Origin of the sequence: Planotetraspora kaengkrachanensis (assembly GCF_016862895.1) — a bacterium.
GTDB classification, from domain to species: Bacteria; Actinomycetota; Actinomycetes; order Streptosporangiales; family Streptosporangiaceae; genus Planotetraspora; species Planotetraspora kaengkrachanensis.
In genome coordinates this window covers 1-14,221 of the sequence record NZ_BONV01000068.1, presented here as the reverse complement: position 1 = coordinate 14,221, position 14,221 = coordinate 1, and the positions used below count along the sequence as shown (strand labels likewise).

Sequence of the window (14,221 nt, the reverse complement as noted above, 5' to 3'; positions counted from 1 at the left end):
GACCCCGAAACGGAACGATCGAGCGTTCATGACAACCTTCCGAGAGATACAGACCTGCGTGATACGCAGGCCACCAGCGGATCCTGCCGGGGGGCGGGGCGGGGTCTTCCGGTCGGATCAGCCGGCGACGCGTACGACGACCTTGCCGATCGTCTGCCCCGTCATCACCCGCTCGATCGCGCCGGGCACATCCTCGAAGGGGACGACGGCGCCCACGGGAGTCCGGATGGCCCCCTGCTCGGCGAGCGCGCACACCCGGTCCACCGTGGCGGCGTCCTCCTCCGGCGGAATGCCGCCGCCGAACACCCCGACGACGCTGAAGTTGCCCAGCAGCAACCCCATGGCGTCGATCTGCGGGAACGAGCCGGCGGCGTATCCGATCACGCCGAACCGGCCGGAATGGGCCACCGCGCCCAGCACCCGCGTGCCGAGGTCGCCGCCGACCGGGTCGTACACGACGTCGGCTCCCCTGCCCCCGGTCAGCGACCGGATCTCCTCGACGACGTCCGCGGCCGCGTGGTTCACGGCGTGATCGGCGCCGATCTTCCGGCAGAAGTCCGCCTTCTCCTCGCTGCCGGCCACCGCGATGACCGTGGCGCCGAGCGCCTTGCCCAGCTGGATGGCCGTCGATCCGGAGCCGCCTGCGCCGCCGAGCACGACCAGGACCTCGCCCGCGGTCAGGCCGAGGCGGCTCACCAGCCCGTAGTGGGCCGTCTTGAAGCCGATCAGGAAGCCCGCCGCCTCCTCGCCGGTCAGCGGGGAGGGGATGCGCCGCGTCTGCGACTCCATGGTGTAGGCGTACGTCCCGTGCGCGCCCAGGGACTCGAAGAACGGCGTCATGCCCATGACGCGGTCGCCGACGGCGAACGCCGAGCCTTCGGGGACGGCGACGACCTCTCCCGACACCTCCTGGCCGGGGAAGGCCGGAGGCTGCGTGACGCCGGGGAAGTGCCCGCCGAGGATGATGGCGTCGGGATATCCGATCGCGCTGAAGTCCACCTTGACGAGCAGATGCCCTTCCGCGGGCGCCGGCCAGGTGGTGTCCGTCAGCTCCAGCACCTCCCTCGGGGTGCCGAATGTGGACGCCTGCCAGTACTTTCCGTGGAACATGTCCGCCCTGCCAATGTCTGCGTTTGGGGAGCCGTCAGTGGGGCGCTCTCAGGGGGGACCGCGCGCCCGGCAACTCAGGCTATGGACGTCCGCGGGCGAGCACCTATCGCGATCGTCCGGAATACATGAGCGAGCGTCTGAACTTTCCCAGCGCCCCTACCGGCACTTATAAGGGTTGACGTATATAAGCAGAACCGAGTAGTTTCCGTGTGCGCGCGGCTGGGCGTGCAGACCAGGGCCGTCGGCCCGCTCCCGGAAGGGCGAGACTCTCCATGATCGATGTCACCCATCAGATCAACGCCGTACGGCGGCAGCTGGGCACCCGCGTGCTGGAGGCGGGTGAGGCGCGCGTCCTGACCATCAGCCAGACGTACGACACGACCGTCGACGACCTCTGGAACGCCTGCACCGATCCGGAGCGCATCGCCCGATGGTTCCTGCCGGTGTCGGGCGACCTGCGCGTCGGCGGCCGCTACCAGCTCGAGGGCAACGCGGGCGGCGTGATCGAGCGCTGCGATCCGCCGAAGAGCTACGCCGCCACCTGGGAGTACGGCGGGATGGTGAGCTGGATCGAGGTGACTGTCACGGCCGATCCCGAGGGCGGCACGCGGTTCGACCTCGAGCACACCGCGCACGTCGACGAGCACTGGACCGAGTACGGCCCCGGCGCCGTCGGCATCGGCTGGGACATGGGCCTCATCGGCCTGACCCTCCACCTGGCGTCGAAGCAGGCCGTGGATCCGGCGGAGGCCGCGGCCTGGTTCGCCACCGAGGAGGGCAAGCGGTTCATCACGCTCAGCAGCGAGCGGTGGGGAGACGCGGACATCGCGGCGGGCGCGGACGAGGCCGTGGCACGTGCCGCCGCCGAGCGGACGACGGCCGCCTACACCGCCGCTTCCTGAAGGCGGCGTCCGGCGGTCACCAGCGGCACCAGCCGCGGACGTCCGCGGTGTACGCCAGGACGAGGCCGATGACGGCGAACGCGGCCATGAAGAAGGTCATCGACTCCGGCCGCACGACGAGTGCCGCCAGGCCGAGGACCGCGCTCAGGACCGCACCCCACGTGAGCAGGCGGAGCGTCTGCGGCTGGTCCTTGGTGGCGCCTCTGAACACCAGATAGGCGATCGCCAGCGTCGTGACGGTGGCGACGAGCGCGGCGGGGAAGTTCAGGAAGGGGACCCGGTAGCTCGAGTTGCCGTGGTCGTAGCTGTCGCGGTTGAGCAGCTCGTCCAGGTACATGTACGTGATGAGCAGGCCGAACAGTCCCCACACGCCGAGCACCAGGGCCGCCCGCCACGCGACCGAGGGACGACGTCGCGGCGCCTTGTTCGCTGTCGTGCCGTCCGCCTCGGACATGGCACCCTCCTCGCATGACCAATATCAACATCGGTTCTACCAAAGCATCCGCAAGCCGTCATCACCGTTTCACGTACTGCGGGCCGGACCGGAATGATCCGGCCCGGCCCGCTCGACGAAGCCTCAGGTCGGCTCAGGGGTAGCTGACGATGGTGCTCGTGCCGTACGAACCGACGACGGGGGTGCCCGCGTCGTTGATCGTCCGCTCGATTCCGCCGCTGCCGTCCAGGAAGACCGTGATCATGTCGTTGAACCGGACCTTCGGCGTCTTCGGCGCCTCGATCCCCCGGTCCGCGCGGATGTCCACTCCCTGGTTGAAGTAGGAGTAGACGCCGAGACCCCACGCCTCGTGGGACTTCACCCGGGGACCCACCTTGTACGACGCGTAGCCCTTGCCGGTCGGGCTGGTCCACGCGGCCTGGCTCGGCGGGTCGTAGGGCAACTCGCTCTGGTAGAAGATCGTCCGCCCGCGTTCGCCGTTCCAGATCGTCTGGTACTTCTGGTAGTGCTCGACGAACAGGCCGTAGGCCGTCACGTCGTCACCGTTGATCACGACGCCGGTGTCCGCCGTGTTCTGCGTCCAGCCGATCCCGTTGCCGTGGTCGCCGCGCCACGCCCAGATGTTGTCGATGATCGTGTCGTCGCTGTTCACCACGAGGCTCGTCTCGGCCTTGCCGACCCACGGGCCGCCGATCCGGAAGAACACGTCCTGGAGCGAGGTCGGGTTGGCGGAGTGATCCCGGTGGCTCAGCCCGCTGCCGACCTGCACGAGCGTGTCGGACTCCTTCTTGCCCGCGTCGACGAGGACGCCCGCGACCCGGACTCCGTCCACGTCCGCGATCTGGAGCGCCGCCTTGCCGGTGTCGGGCGCCAGGCTCGGCATGCCGAGGCCCAGGATCACCGTGTTCTTGCGGAGCACGTGGATCGGCTGGTCGAGGTGGTAGACGCCCGGCGTCAGCAGGAGGTTCTTACCGAGCAGCAGCGCCAGGTTGATCCTCGCCGCGCTGTCGCCCGGCTTGGCGATGTAGAAGTCGTCGATCGACACCGACGAGCCCTGCTGCTGCTGACCTGCGTCCCAGGTCGTTCCTGATGTGCCGTGCCGCAGGGCCGGCAGGAACACCCGGTAGCGGCCCGCGTCGTCCACGTACAGGTAGGGCTTCTCCCGCGTCACGGGGCTGGTCGCGAGCGTCGTGTACGGCGGGTTGGGGAAGCCCTGCTGGGGCGCGCCGGTGACGCCGGAGAAGACCTGGTTCCACACGCCGTTGGTCCAGACGTCGCCGAGCACGCTGTCGCGGGTCAGCCACTGCTGCTGCGAGCCGTTGATCGTGATCCCGTCGACCTTGGAGTCGGCGATGTAGCCGCCGCTCGAGAACCCGCCGTTGCCCGGCTCCAGCCAGAGGATGCCCTTGATGTGCACCCGCCGCATCGGAGAGGCCTGCGACACCGCCCACTGGTTCGACCAGTCGGTCGGCGTCACCGACAGATTCTCGGCGGAGCGCCAGAAGTTGGTGAGCGCGGAGATGCCGGCCGCGGAGCCCGGGTCGGGCTGACCGACGACCCGCACCGCGCCGTGGATGTTCACGTCGTCGGGAGAACGGCCGAGCCCGCCAACGGTGGTGTAGTAGCCGAGTCTCGCGTCCACGTCGTACTGCCCGGGCTTGAACAGCACCGCGTAACGGTCGGTGCCCATTTCGTTGTGCTCCTGCCGGGCGAAGATCTGGTCGAACTTCGCCTGGATCTCCGTGGCGGGTGTCGACGGGTCGAACACGAAGACGTTGGGCCCGAAGTCCGGCTGCCTGCCCGTGTGCGCGGCGGCGGTGCCTGTCAGGGGCGCCAGACCGGCGGCCGTGAGCGCGACCACCGAGGCCGCGACGCCGACGAACCGGAGGAAGGAGGTGCCTCTGCGTGCGCGCGCGGTCGTCCGCGCACCGTGATCACGTACTGTTCTCATCGACCTGCCCATCGAGAACGGCGGCCTGACGCGGGTCCAGCCGAGAGAGCGCTCCCTGGACAGCGCGAACTCACGTCAGGCCTTATGAGAAGTGATGAGATATTTCTAACCGGTCGATCCGATTCGCGCCATGGCCATTTTCCGCAATCTAGGCCGACCGTGCGACAAGAGCCTTCACGAGACAATGCGGGAGCATTTTCTCCCAGGTCACCGGGGATTACTCCGTCACCTGAGGCCCTACCTCAGGGGCGATCCGGGCGACGGAGCTCCCGACATGAAAGTTCTTCACGGCCGACGCCGCGGGTTTCGCCGCCATCGGGATTCCCGCCGGAAAATGGCATCGGCTCGTCCATCGGAAATGGACGCGGTGCCGCCGACGTCGCGAATGGGCGACGGCCGTCGCCTCCGAGCCTCGGATTCCGGTGTGAGAGCGTTTCCCTGACCGCCGCGTTTCCCTGCCCGCCGCGTTTCCCTGCCCGCCGCGTTCCCTGCCCGCCGCGTTTCCCTGCCCGCCGCGTTTCCCGGACCGCCACGAACCCTGCCCGCCGCGTTTCCCTGATCGCCGGGGTCAGTGCTCTGACAGCGCCAGCTCAAGGCCGAAGCCGATGAGGACCGTCCCGGTGACCGCGTCCATCGAACGCCGCACCGTCCGCCGGCTCAGGCTGAGGCGGCGCAGCAGTGCCCCGATCTGCTGCGCGCCCAGGATCAGAAGCGCGAACCACACCATTCCCTCGATGTCGTGCACCAGCGCCAGCAGGAGACCCATGGCCAGATGAGGAGCGTCCGGCGGGATGAACTGCGGCAACATCGCCGTGTAGAAGACGCCGATCTTGGGGTTGAGCAGGTTGGTGGTGAGGCCGCGCAGATAGGAGCCGGACAGCCGGGCCGACTGCGGATCCCGGCGGACGGCGAGGTCCTGTTCCCTGCGCAGCGACCGCAACATCCCGATGCCCATCCACACCAGATAGACCGCGCCCGCGATCCGCAGTGCCGTATAGGCGCCGTGCGAGACCGTCAGCAGGGCGGTCGCCCCGCCGGCCGCGGCGGCCCCCCATGCCAGGGCGCCCGTGCTGATGCCCAGCGCGGTGGCGAAGGCGTGGCTGCGGCCGCGACTCGCGGCGCTGCGCAGCACCAGTGCGGTGTCGAGGCCGGGGATGATCGTGAGCAGACCGGCGACGACGGCGAAGGAGGCGACGGCCGAGGGGATGGTCATGGCGCAATTGTTCCCTTCGCCCCCGCGACCGGGACGATCGGGGGGACCCGGCCGCCTCGTTGCGAAGCGGCCAGGGTGCGATCGGCGCCGCCAGAAAGCGGCCTCAGCGCGGCGCCGGCTCCTGGGGCGCCGGCTCCCGGAGCATGTGGCGCAGGAGGAAATCGTGCGACGCGGCGATGTGCCTGCGGGTCAGCTCGGCCACTTCGGCGGGGTCGCCCGCTTTCGCCGCCTCGAGGATCAGGCGATGCTCGACGTCAAGACGCCCGGTATCGCCGAACATGTCGACATGCAGGTACAGGTAGCGATCGGTCAGCCGCCTGAGCTGCGTGGTCAGCTCGATCATGCGCACGCGGTCGGCCCGCATGTAGATCAGCGCGTGGAACCTCGCGTTGGCGGAGAGCCAGTCGATCGCCGACGGATGCGACGCCATCTCGTCGAGGAGAGACGTCATCATGGCGATCTCGGCCCGTCCGACGTTCGGCACGGCGAGCCTGGTCAGGAGTGGCTCGACCGCCTCTCGCAGCTCGTACAGCTCCTGGAGCTCGGCGATCGACGTTCCCCTGACGACCGCGGTGAACGCCCCGAGGTCCACCAGTCCCTCGGCGGCCAGGGTCTGCAGCGCGTCCCGTGCGGGGATGCGGCTGACGCCGTACTCCGCGGCCACGCGCGACTGGGACAGAGGCTCTCCGGGCTTCAGCTCGCCGGTCAGCACGCGCTGACGCAGCGAACCGGTGACCCGCGCCGCTGCTGTATCCACAGTCGGCACCCCCTCCCGACGTCCTTCCCGATCGATTCCACCCCGAAGAAACGACAAACAGAACATTACAGGACATATGGTAATCTGTATACAGATCTAGCTTTCGGTATACGGGCGAGGGAGGCGACGTGCGATGTGCCTCGACGGCGGCGACACGCTGCTCGACGAGCTCCCCACGGGCCTGCGGATAGGCGGGCGGGTGGCTGAGGGTCACGCCACCGCGATCGACGTGACGAATCCGGCGACCGGAGAGGTGTTCATCCAGGTCATGGCCGCGACCGACGAGGACGTCGATCGCGCGGTCCGGACGGCGGACAGGGCGTTCCGCTCCGGGGTGTGGCGGGACGCCTCCATCCGCCACCGAGCACGCGTGCTCAACCGTTTCGCCGACCACATCGAGACCAGGATCGACGAGCTGTACCACCTCGAGACCATGAGCAACGGGCGGCCGATCACCGAGACGAGGGCCCAGATCTCCCGGCTGCCCGACTGGTACCGCTACAACGCGGCGCTGCTGCTCGCCGACCGGGGGGACGTGTTCCCGATGGGTAACGGATACCACTCCTACACCAGCCGGTTCCCGCTCGGAGTGGTCGGAATCCTGTCGTCCTTCAACCACCCACTGATGATCACGTCCAAGAGCCTGGCTCCGGCGCTGGCGACGGGCAACTCCGTCGTCGTCAAGCCGTCGGAGCACACGCCGCTGACCGCCCTCCTGCTCGCCGACATCGCCGTCGACGCCGGAATCCCGGACGGGGTGCTCAACGTGGTCCCCGGTGTCGGCCCGGTCGCGGGGGCCGCCCTCGCGGCTCATCCCATGGTCGAGAAGGTGGTGTTCACGGGCGGGACGGAGCCCGGCCGGTCGATCTTCCTCGCCGCCGCGGGCCACTTCGCCAAGGCGACGCTCGAACTCGGCGGCAAGACGCCCATCCTGGTGTTCGACGACGCGCCGACCGACTCCGTCGCCCAGGGGCTCGCCTTCGCCGCGTTCGTCGGCGCCGGGCAGACCTGTGTGGCGGGCAGCCGGCTGCTCGTGCAGCGCGGCGCGTACGACTCGGTGGTCGAGGCACTCGCCAAGGTCGCCGGCGCGATCCGCGTCGGCGACCCGGCAGAGGAGCGCACGCAACTCGGCCCGGTCATCTCGGGCGCGGCCAGGGATCGGATCCTCGACTACGTCCGCATCGGGCTGGACGAGGGCGCCCGCCTGGTGACGGGCGGCCGTCCGGCCGAGGTCCCCGGACTGCCGGGCGGCTTCTTCGTCGAGCCGACCGTGCTCGCGGACGTACGCAACGACATGCGCGTCGCCCGGGAGGAGATCTTCGGTCCTCTGGTGGTCGTCATTCCCTTCGACGACGAGGAAGAGGCCGTCACCCTGGCCAACGACTCCTCGTACGGCCTGGGCTCGGCGGTCTGGACACGCGACGTCGCCCGGGCGCACCGGGTGGCGGAGCGGCTCGAGACCGGGATGGTCTGGGTCAACGATCACCACCGCCTGGACCCGTCCGCACCGTGGGGCGGCGTGAAGGCGAGCGGCGTCGGCCGGGAAGGCGGCCGTGAGTCGTTCGACGACTTCACGAACATCCGTGTCATCACGGTGCGGACGGCCCCCGACGATGTGGGCTGGTTCAACGGTGCGAACACCGGCAGGCTCAACTGACGGCGGCCGTCAGGGCCCCAGGTGATCGCGGAAGTCGTAGCAGGCCAGGCGGAAGCCGTCCTCCTGACGTTCCCAGGTGGTGACCGAGCCGTTGCCCGCCAGGCCGGCGGCCGCGATCCGCTCGATCTCGTCGCCCGGCAGATCCTCGATGATCTGCCGGAGGAACAGAACGACCGCGTCGTGCGCCACCACCAGGACCCGCTGGTGTGCCAGATCACCGCGGATGTCCCGCCAGACCACGCGCAGCCGCGCCGCGACGTCCACGAACGACTCGCCGTCCGGCGGCCGGTAGCGCAACATGCCTTCTCGCTCCTCGCGCGCCGCCTCCTCGGGAAAACGCTCCCTGACCTCGGCGGGCCGCAGATGGTGGAGCAGGCCCCGATGGCGGTCGCGGAGCCGGGCGTCCACCCGCTCACACGGTGCCGACCGTCCGGCGGCGATCAGCTCGCGCCGTGCCAGCGACCAGGTCTGCCCGGCCCGCAGGTACGGCGAGCACCACACCACGTCGGGGACGCGGTCCGGGGCGGACAACCAGCGCCCCACGTCGGCGGCCTGCCGGCGGCCGAGATCGGTGAGCGCGATCTTCATGTCGTCGGCGGGAAAGGTCGCCGCGGGGTCGGCCAGGGACGACGCCACCCCGCCGGACGGGAACGACGCCGCACTGCCGGGCCGGGCCGACACGCCGTCAGGCGGAACTGCCGCCGCAGGGTCGGGCGGGGACACGGCCCACGCGTGGTTGGCCGTGCTCTGACCGTGCCGCAGCGCACGGAGGACGACGGGCCCCGACGACTCCGCGTGGCCGCACGGTGAAAAGGAGACGGTCACGTCTCGACGCTACGTTCGGCCGGGCCGAACATCCAGCCCCAGCCCCGCGGTAGGCCGCTCACCAGGGCCGCAGCAAGGCGGAGGAGAAGCGTCGTCAACCGCGCGTCAACATTCGTCGCGTCCGCGTAGGGATCGTGTCTTGATCACGAATTCGCCGCCGCCCAGGATTTAGCGTCCTTTTTGTAACCATTGGGGTGATCCTGGAGGGAGTCCATGGCGGCACAGGAGGCCGAATCCCCGGCCAGGCGCACGAGAGTCGTCGACGACGTCGATCTGCGCCTACTGCGCGCGCTATGGATGGACGGGCGGGCCCGGGTCAGGGAGCTCGCCCGCGAACTCGCGATCGCCGACAGCGCGGTGTCGGTGCGGCTGCGCCGCCTGCGTGAACGGGGAGTTCTCGCGGGCGTCCACGCCGTCTTCGATCCCGCGGTGCTCGGTCTCACGACCCAGGCCCTCGTCGGCGTCCGGCTCGCCCCGGACATCTCATCCCCCGTCTTCGAGGGACGACTGCGCACCATGCGATCGGTGCTGGGCGCGGTCACCCTCGTCGGGGACTACGACCTGGAAGTCCACCTCGCCTGCCGCGACATGGTCGATCTCGAGCGTGCCGTCTACGAACTGCGCGACGCAGGCGCCCAAACCACCCACACCCAACTCATTGCACGAACCGTCGTGGGCCTGGGGCAGGCCCTGCTCACCGAGGAGGAGCCCGCATGACTGTCATGACCGAGACCGCTCATGGCCCGTGGTCGGCCACCACCCGCTTCCGGCAGGACGGGACGGCCACCGTCGGCAACGTGTCTCTCATGGAGATCGTCCACCGATTCGGAACGCCGCTCTACGTCATCGACGAGACCGACATCCGCCTGCGGGCACGCGCCTACCGGGCCGCGCTGCCCTCGGCGGAGATCGCGTACGCCGCGAAGGCGTTCCTGTGCCGCGCGATGGCGAGTTGGCTGAGCAGCGAAGGCCTGAGCCTCGACGTGTGCTCGGGGGGTGAGCTGGCCGTCGCGCGTTCCGTCGGGTTCCCCGCCTCGAAGATCATTTTTCACGGCAACGCCAAGACCCCGCACGAGCTCCACATGGCGGTGGAGCAGCGGGTGGGCCGGATCGTCGTCGACAGCGTGGACGAGATCCACCGGCTGGCCGCAATGGTCCCCGCCGCTTACCGCCAGAAAGTGCTGATCAGGGTCATCCCGGACATCGAGGCCGGTGAGAGCGCCGCCGTACGCACCGGAGGAGAGAACCAGAAGTTCGGCCTCTCCGTCGCGACCGGAGGGGCGGGAGACGCCGTGAGCCGCGTGCTCAGGCAGCCGCGTCTGCAGCTGGTCGGCCTCCACTGCCACCTCGGATCCCAGATCACCGCGGTCGAGCCGTTTGAAAGAGCCGCCCGCGCCATGGTCGAGCACCTCGCGGGAGTCTGGAAGACCCACGGTGTGGCGCTGCCCCAGCTCGACCTCGGCGGCGGCCACGGCATCGCCTACCGCCAGGGAGACTCCCGGCTGAACCTGGACGCCTTCGCCGCCCGGGTGACCGACGCGGTCGAGGAACGCGCCGCCGGACTCGGGCTGCCCGTCCCCCGCCTGACCATCGAGCCCGGGCGTGCGATCGCCGGAACGGCCGGTGTCACGCTCTACCGGGTGATCTCCGTCAAGAAGGGCCTCGGGCACACCTATGTGGCGGTCGACGGAGGAATGAGCGACAACCCCCGCCCTGCCCTGTACGGCTCCCGCTACGAGGTCAGGCTCATCGGCCGCGCGTCCCACGAGGGCGACCGTGAGGTGACCGTGGTCGGGCACCACTGCGAGGCGGGCGACGTGATCGCGGAGGACGTGGCGCTGCCGGCCGACATCCACCCGGGCGACGTCATCGCCGTCGCCGCCACGGGCGCCTACCACCACTCCATGGCGTCCACGTACAACCTCACCTGCCGGCCGCCTGTGGTGGCCGTCGGTCAGAGCAGGGCCAGGCTGGTCGTCCGCCGCGAAAGCCTGGAGGACCTGACCCGTAGGGACGTCGGCCTCTGATCCCCGGAAAACGAGTGCGCAACCGACGAGCCGGCTCACAAGAGCCGGCTCGTCCCATGTGGTGATCACCGCCCATGTGGTGCTCACAACCCATGGGGTGATCATGCACAGGTTCGCCAATATGGGCCGCGAGCTGGCCCGACCCGCGTGGTGATCATGCAGGGATTCGCAGACATGAGTCGTGAGCTGGGCCGACCCCATCCGTGATCATGCGCGGATTCGCTCACATGCCCTGTGACCTCGCGAAACCTTCTCCGTGATCATGCACAACCGCGCCGGTACGGCGGCACATGACGAGCCGCGAGCGCGGCACACCTCCCCGCGTTCGTCCGCGCGAGTTCTCAGACGGGCCGCCGGACCCTGGCCGCCACCCGCGAGCGCGACACTGCCGGGGAGAAACCTTCGTCGGACGGCGTGGCGTCGAGGATCGTGGCCGCCGCGGGAAGCAGCGAGCCTTCGGGGGCTATCGCGATGACCCTGACGGCGGCGGCACGGCGGGCTATTCGGATCCGACCCCAGAGCGTCCCGGCGACGACGGCCGCGACGAGCACAGCGAGGCGCCACAGATCAGGCCAGCCGGCGAGCCGGAGCTCACCCTCCTGGTTAACGAGGAAGCCGGTGGCCACCAGCCAGCCCATGACGGCGGTGGCAAGGGCCGCGACAGGATCGGCCGCCCGGGCGGCGAACACCGCGAGGACACCGGCGAGAACGGCGATCCGTCCTGTGGTCTGTCCCGGCGGGAAGATCGCGGTAGCCAGCAGGCAGCCGCCGACGACCACGGCGAATCCCGCCGCGACCAGCAGTTCGGTGTGCCGGAGACCTGCCGGGCCTACGATCCTCATGCTGTCCAGCCAAGTACAGACAAGCTGGCAGAACGCCGGTCTTGACGAGGTTTCTACGCATCCTGGCCGGATATTGATGAAATCCCTATCCCCCGGATTCGATCTCGGCCTTTTCTCAGCCTCCGGCTAGAGGCCTCACCGGCTGCAACGTCCGCTCATCGCGAAGTGACGGCTTCGCCCATGTCGGCCGGCTCGTGCCTGCCGCGGCGTCAGCCCACGTGAACGTGCGGCCGCCGCTCGACGTCGGGCTCGGCCTGGCGCAGGACCTCACGGGTCAGGGGCGGCACGTCTCCCCCGCCGAAGAGCAGGTAACGGAGCATCGCGGCGATCGGGTTGCCCTCGGTCCAGTGGAAGTAGATGTGCGGCACCTGTCCCGTGCGGTCGCGCAGGTAGAGGAGAAGGGCGGCCAGCGCGTTCGGCACGGTCGAGCTCTCGATGCGCAGAATGCGGTGGCCGTACAGCTCCTCGCCGCTGACCCGGAGCTCGGTCTCGAACTCTGAGGCGTCCGGCACGGTCACCTCGACGAACATGATGGGTTCCGAGCTGGGCAGCCGGTGGTTCAGCCACTGCTCGCGGCGTTTGTCGGTGTACTCGCTCTGGTCGCGCTGGTTCGGTTCGTTCGCGATCAGGTGAACCTCGCCACAAGCCTCGACGAGGAACTTCTCCGCGAGCGGGTCGAGATGAACCGCGGTCACCCGCAACTCGGTGGAGCGCGTGGCCCGCGAGACGATCGAGGTCACGATGATCGCCACGATGAAGAAGAACGCGATCTTCACGCCGTCGGGCCGTTCGATCACGTTGGCCACCAGCGTGTAGGCGAGGACGACGCCGATCACCGCGAACGCGACCATCATCTTCCTCTGCCCGGCGCGGGCGGCGGCCACGGCCACCGCGACGGCCGCGGAGAGGATCAGCACCAGCACGCCCGTGGCGTACGCGCCGCCCTGGGCGTCGACGTCGGCGTTGAAGATGATCGTGATGGCGAAGGCGATCGCGGTGAACACCAGAACCAGTGGCCGGACGGCCCGGGTCCAGTCGGGGGCCATGCCGTACCGCGGGAGGTAGCGGGGCACGAGATTGATCAGGCCGGCCATCGCCGAGGCCCCGGCGAACCAGAGGATCGCGATCGTGCTGACGTCGTAGAGCGACCCGAAGTAGTTGCCCAGGTATTCGTGGGCGACATAGGCCAGAGCCCGGCCGGCGGCCTTGCCCCCCTCCTCGAACTCCTTCTCCGGGATCAGCACACTCGTGGCGAAGCTACTGAAGATCAGGAAGACGCTCATGATCAGCGCGGCGACGGTCAGCATGCGCTTGGTCCCGGCGATCCGGCCCTTGAGATCCCCCTTGACCAGCGGCATCACCGCCGCGCCCGTCTCGAACCCGGACATGCCGAGTGCCAGTTTCGGCATCACCAGCAACGAGACGGCGACCATCGCGAGCGGGCTGCTGTGGTCGGTGGTCAGGGCCGCCTTCCAGTTCACGACCAGATCGGGCTGCTCCAGAACATGCATGAGCGCTGTGACCACGACCACCGCGTTGAGCACCAGATAGACACCGACCAGCACCACCGCGATGCCGATGGCCTCCTTGAAGCCCTTCAGGAACACCGCGCCCAGCAACGTCAGCAGGCCGAGAGTGACCAGGACCTGGTGACCGTCGAGCAGTCGGGGGACGAACGGATTCTCCAGGATGTGCGCGGTGGCGTCGGCCGCCGACAGGGTCATCGTGATGACGAAGTCCGTCGCGGCGAACCCCAGCAGGACGAGCACGAACAGCTTGCCCCACCACTGCGGGGCCAGCCGCTCCAACATGGCGATCGACCCCTGGCCGTACGGGCTCTCCGCCGCAACCCGCCGATAGACGGGCAACGCCCCGAACAAGGTCAGCAGCACGAGGAAGAGCGTGGCGATCGGGGACAGCGCGCCCGCCGCGAGCGCGGCGATGCCCGGCTGATAGCCCAGCGTCGAGAAGTAGTCGACGCCGGTCAGGCACATCACCTGCCACCACGGATGCCGCACGTGCGGCGCCTCGGGACCATGCGGCCCGACAGCCTTCAGGTCCTCCTGCTGGAGTCCGTCGAGCAGCCACGTCCGCAGATCCCCCGCTACCGGAGACCGCACTAACCCGGTCACCCGGTCACCTCCCCGTCAAGTGCGCATAAAGCCGAATGCACACTACTAAGGCCGAAGAGGGTTCCTACTGGTCGAAGGCGTCAAGAAAACGTATATATCGCCACCCCCTCCCCCGCGTGATCATGCACAGGCTCCGCGATACACGCCCCCACCTGCCCGCCCACTCCGCGTGATCATGCACGGATTCGGCGGAACATCCCGCGAGCAGGCCGCTCATATTCCGTGATCGTGCACAAGTTCGCGCGCACATATCCCGACCAGGGCATTCGCATTTCGTGATCATGCAACTCTGATCCAGTAAGACAATCCCGCGACATTGCATGATCACGAAACGCATCGCGGCAGGCCAGC

Annotated in this window: 12 protein-coding genes; 4 read left to right on the top strand and 8 right to left on the bottom strand. The window is 69.0% G+C overall.

Going from position 1 to position 14,221, the window contains the following annotated elements; all coding sequences use genetic code 11:
• Positions 1 to 117 precede the first annotated feature (117 nt).
• Positions 118 to 1,110, bottom strand: coding sequence for an NADPH:quinone oxidoreductase family protein (locus tag Pka01_RS40180; RefSeq protein ID WP_203888273.1), 993 nt, complete (start codon positions 1,108 to 1,110; stop codon positions 118 to 120).
• A 272-nt stretch (positions 1,111 to 1,382) separates the two neighbouring features.
• On the opposite strand from Pka01_RS40180, the gene Pka01_RS40175 reads away from it, so the two are divergent.
• A complete protein-coding gene (locus Pka01_RS40175; protein WP_203888272.1) occupies positions 1,383 to 2,012 on the top strand; it encodes an SRPBCC family protein in 630 nt (209 codons plus the stop codon).
• A 16-nt stretch (positions 2,013 to 2,028) separates the two neighbouring features.
• Here the strand turns inward: Pka01_RS40175 and Pka01_RS40170 are convergent, their stop codons facing one another.
• The 4 genes from Pka01_RS40170 to Pka01_RS40155 all read right to left on the bottom strand — a co-directional run bounded on the left by Pka01_RS40170 (position 2,029) and on the right by Pka01_RS40155 (position 6,387).
• Positions 2,029 to 2,466, bottom strand: coding sequence for a hypothetical protein (locus tag Pka01_RS40170; RefSeq protein WP_203888271.1), 438 nt, complete (start codon positions 2,464 to 2,466; stop codon positions 2,029 to 2,031).
• 133 nt (positions 2,467 to 2,599) lie between these two features.
• Entirely contained in the window at positions 2,600 to 4,417 is a 1,818-nt protein-coding gene (locus tag Pka01_RS40165) for a pectate lyase-like domain-containing protein (protein WP_203888270.1), read from the bottom strand.
• A 568-nt stretch (positions 4,418 to 4,985) separates the two neighbouring features.
• Positions 4,986 to 5,630 carry a LysE family translocator gene (locus Pka01_RS40160; RefSeq protein WP_203888269.1) on the bottom strand — a complete coding sequence of 215 codons (645 nt, stop codon included), beginning with the start codon at positions 5,628 to 5,630 and terminating at the stop codon, positions 4,986 to 4,988.
• Positions 5,631 to 5,733: 103 nt separating this feature from the next.
• The gene (locus tag Pka01_RS40155; RefSeq protein WP_203888268.1) at positions 5,734 to 6,387 is read right to left on the bottom strand and encodes a GntR family transcriptional regulator; all 654 of its coding nucleotides are present in this window, start codon (positions 6,385 to 6,387) and stop codon (positions 5,734 to 5,736) included.
• A 133-nt stretch (positions 6,388 to 6,520) separates the two neighbouring features.
• Between Pka01_RS40155 and Pka01_RS40150 the strand changes: the two genes are divergently transcribed.
• On the top strand, positions 6,521 to 8,044 hold the full coding sequence (locus Pka01_RS40150) for an aldehyde dehydrogenase (RefSeq protein ID WP_203888267.1): 1,524 nt from the start codon (positions 6,521 to 6,523) through the stop codon (positions 8,042 to 8,044).
• A 9-nt stretch (positions 8,045 to 8,053) separates the two neighbouring features.
• On the opposite strand, the gene Pka01_RS40145 is transcribed toward Pka01_RS40150, so the two are convergent.
• The gene (locus Pka01_RS40145; protein WP_203888266.1) at positions 8,054 to 8,869 is read right to left on the bottom strand and encodes a histidine phosphatase family protein; all 816 of its coding nucleotides are present in this window, start codon (positions 8,867 to 8,869) and stop codon (positions 8,054 to 8,056) included.
• Between the two features lie 213 nt (positions 8,870 to 9,082).
• On the opposite strand from Pka01_RS40145, the gene Pka01_RS40140 reads away from it, so the two are divergent.
• Positions 9,083 to 9,586: an Lrp/AsnC family transcriptional regulator gene (locus Pka01_RS40140; RefSeq protein WP_203888265.1), complete on the top strand. Its 504-nt coding sequence runs from the start codon at positions 9,083 to 9,085 to the stop codon at positions 9,584 to 9,586.
• A complete protein-coding gene (gene lysA, locus Pka01_RS40135) occupies positions 9,583 to 10,896 on the top strand; it encodes a diaminopimelate decarboxylase (RefSeq protein ID WP_203888264.1) in 1,314 nt (437 codons plus the stop codon). Before Pka01_RS40140 ends, lysA begins: the two co-directional genes overlap by 4 nt.
• A gap of 341 nt (positions 10,897 to 11,237) precedes the next feature.
• Here the strand turns inward: lysA and Pka01_RS40130 are convergent, their stop codons facing one another.
• Both Pka01_RS40130 and Pka01_RS40125 read right to left on the bottom strand, forming a co-directional pair.
• Positions 11,238 to 11,738: a hypothetical protein gene (locus Pka01_RS40130; protein WP_203888263.1), complete on the bottom strand. Its 501-nt coding sequence runs from the start codon at positions 11,736 to 11,738 to the stop codon at positions 11,238 to 11,240.
• Between the two features lie 209 nt (positions 11,739 to 11,947).
• On the bottom strand, positions 11,948 to 13,870 hold the full coding sequence (locus tag Pka01_RS40125) for an APC family permease (RefSeq protein WP_239116289.1): 1,923 nt from the start codon (positions 13,868 to 13,870) through the stop codon (positions 11,948 to 11,950).
• Positions 13,871 to 14,221: the final 351 nt, after the last annotated feature.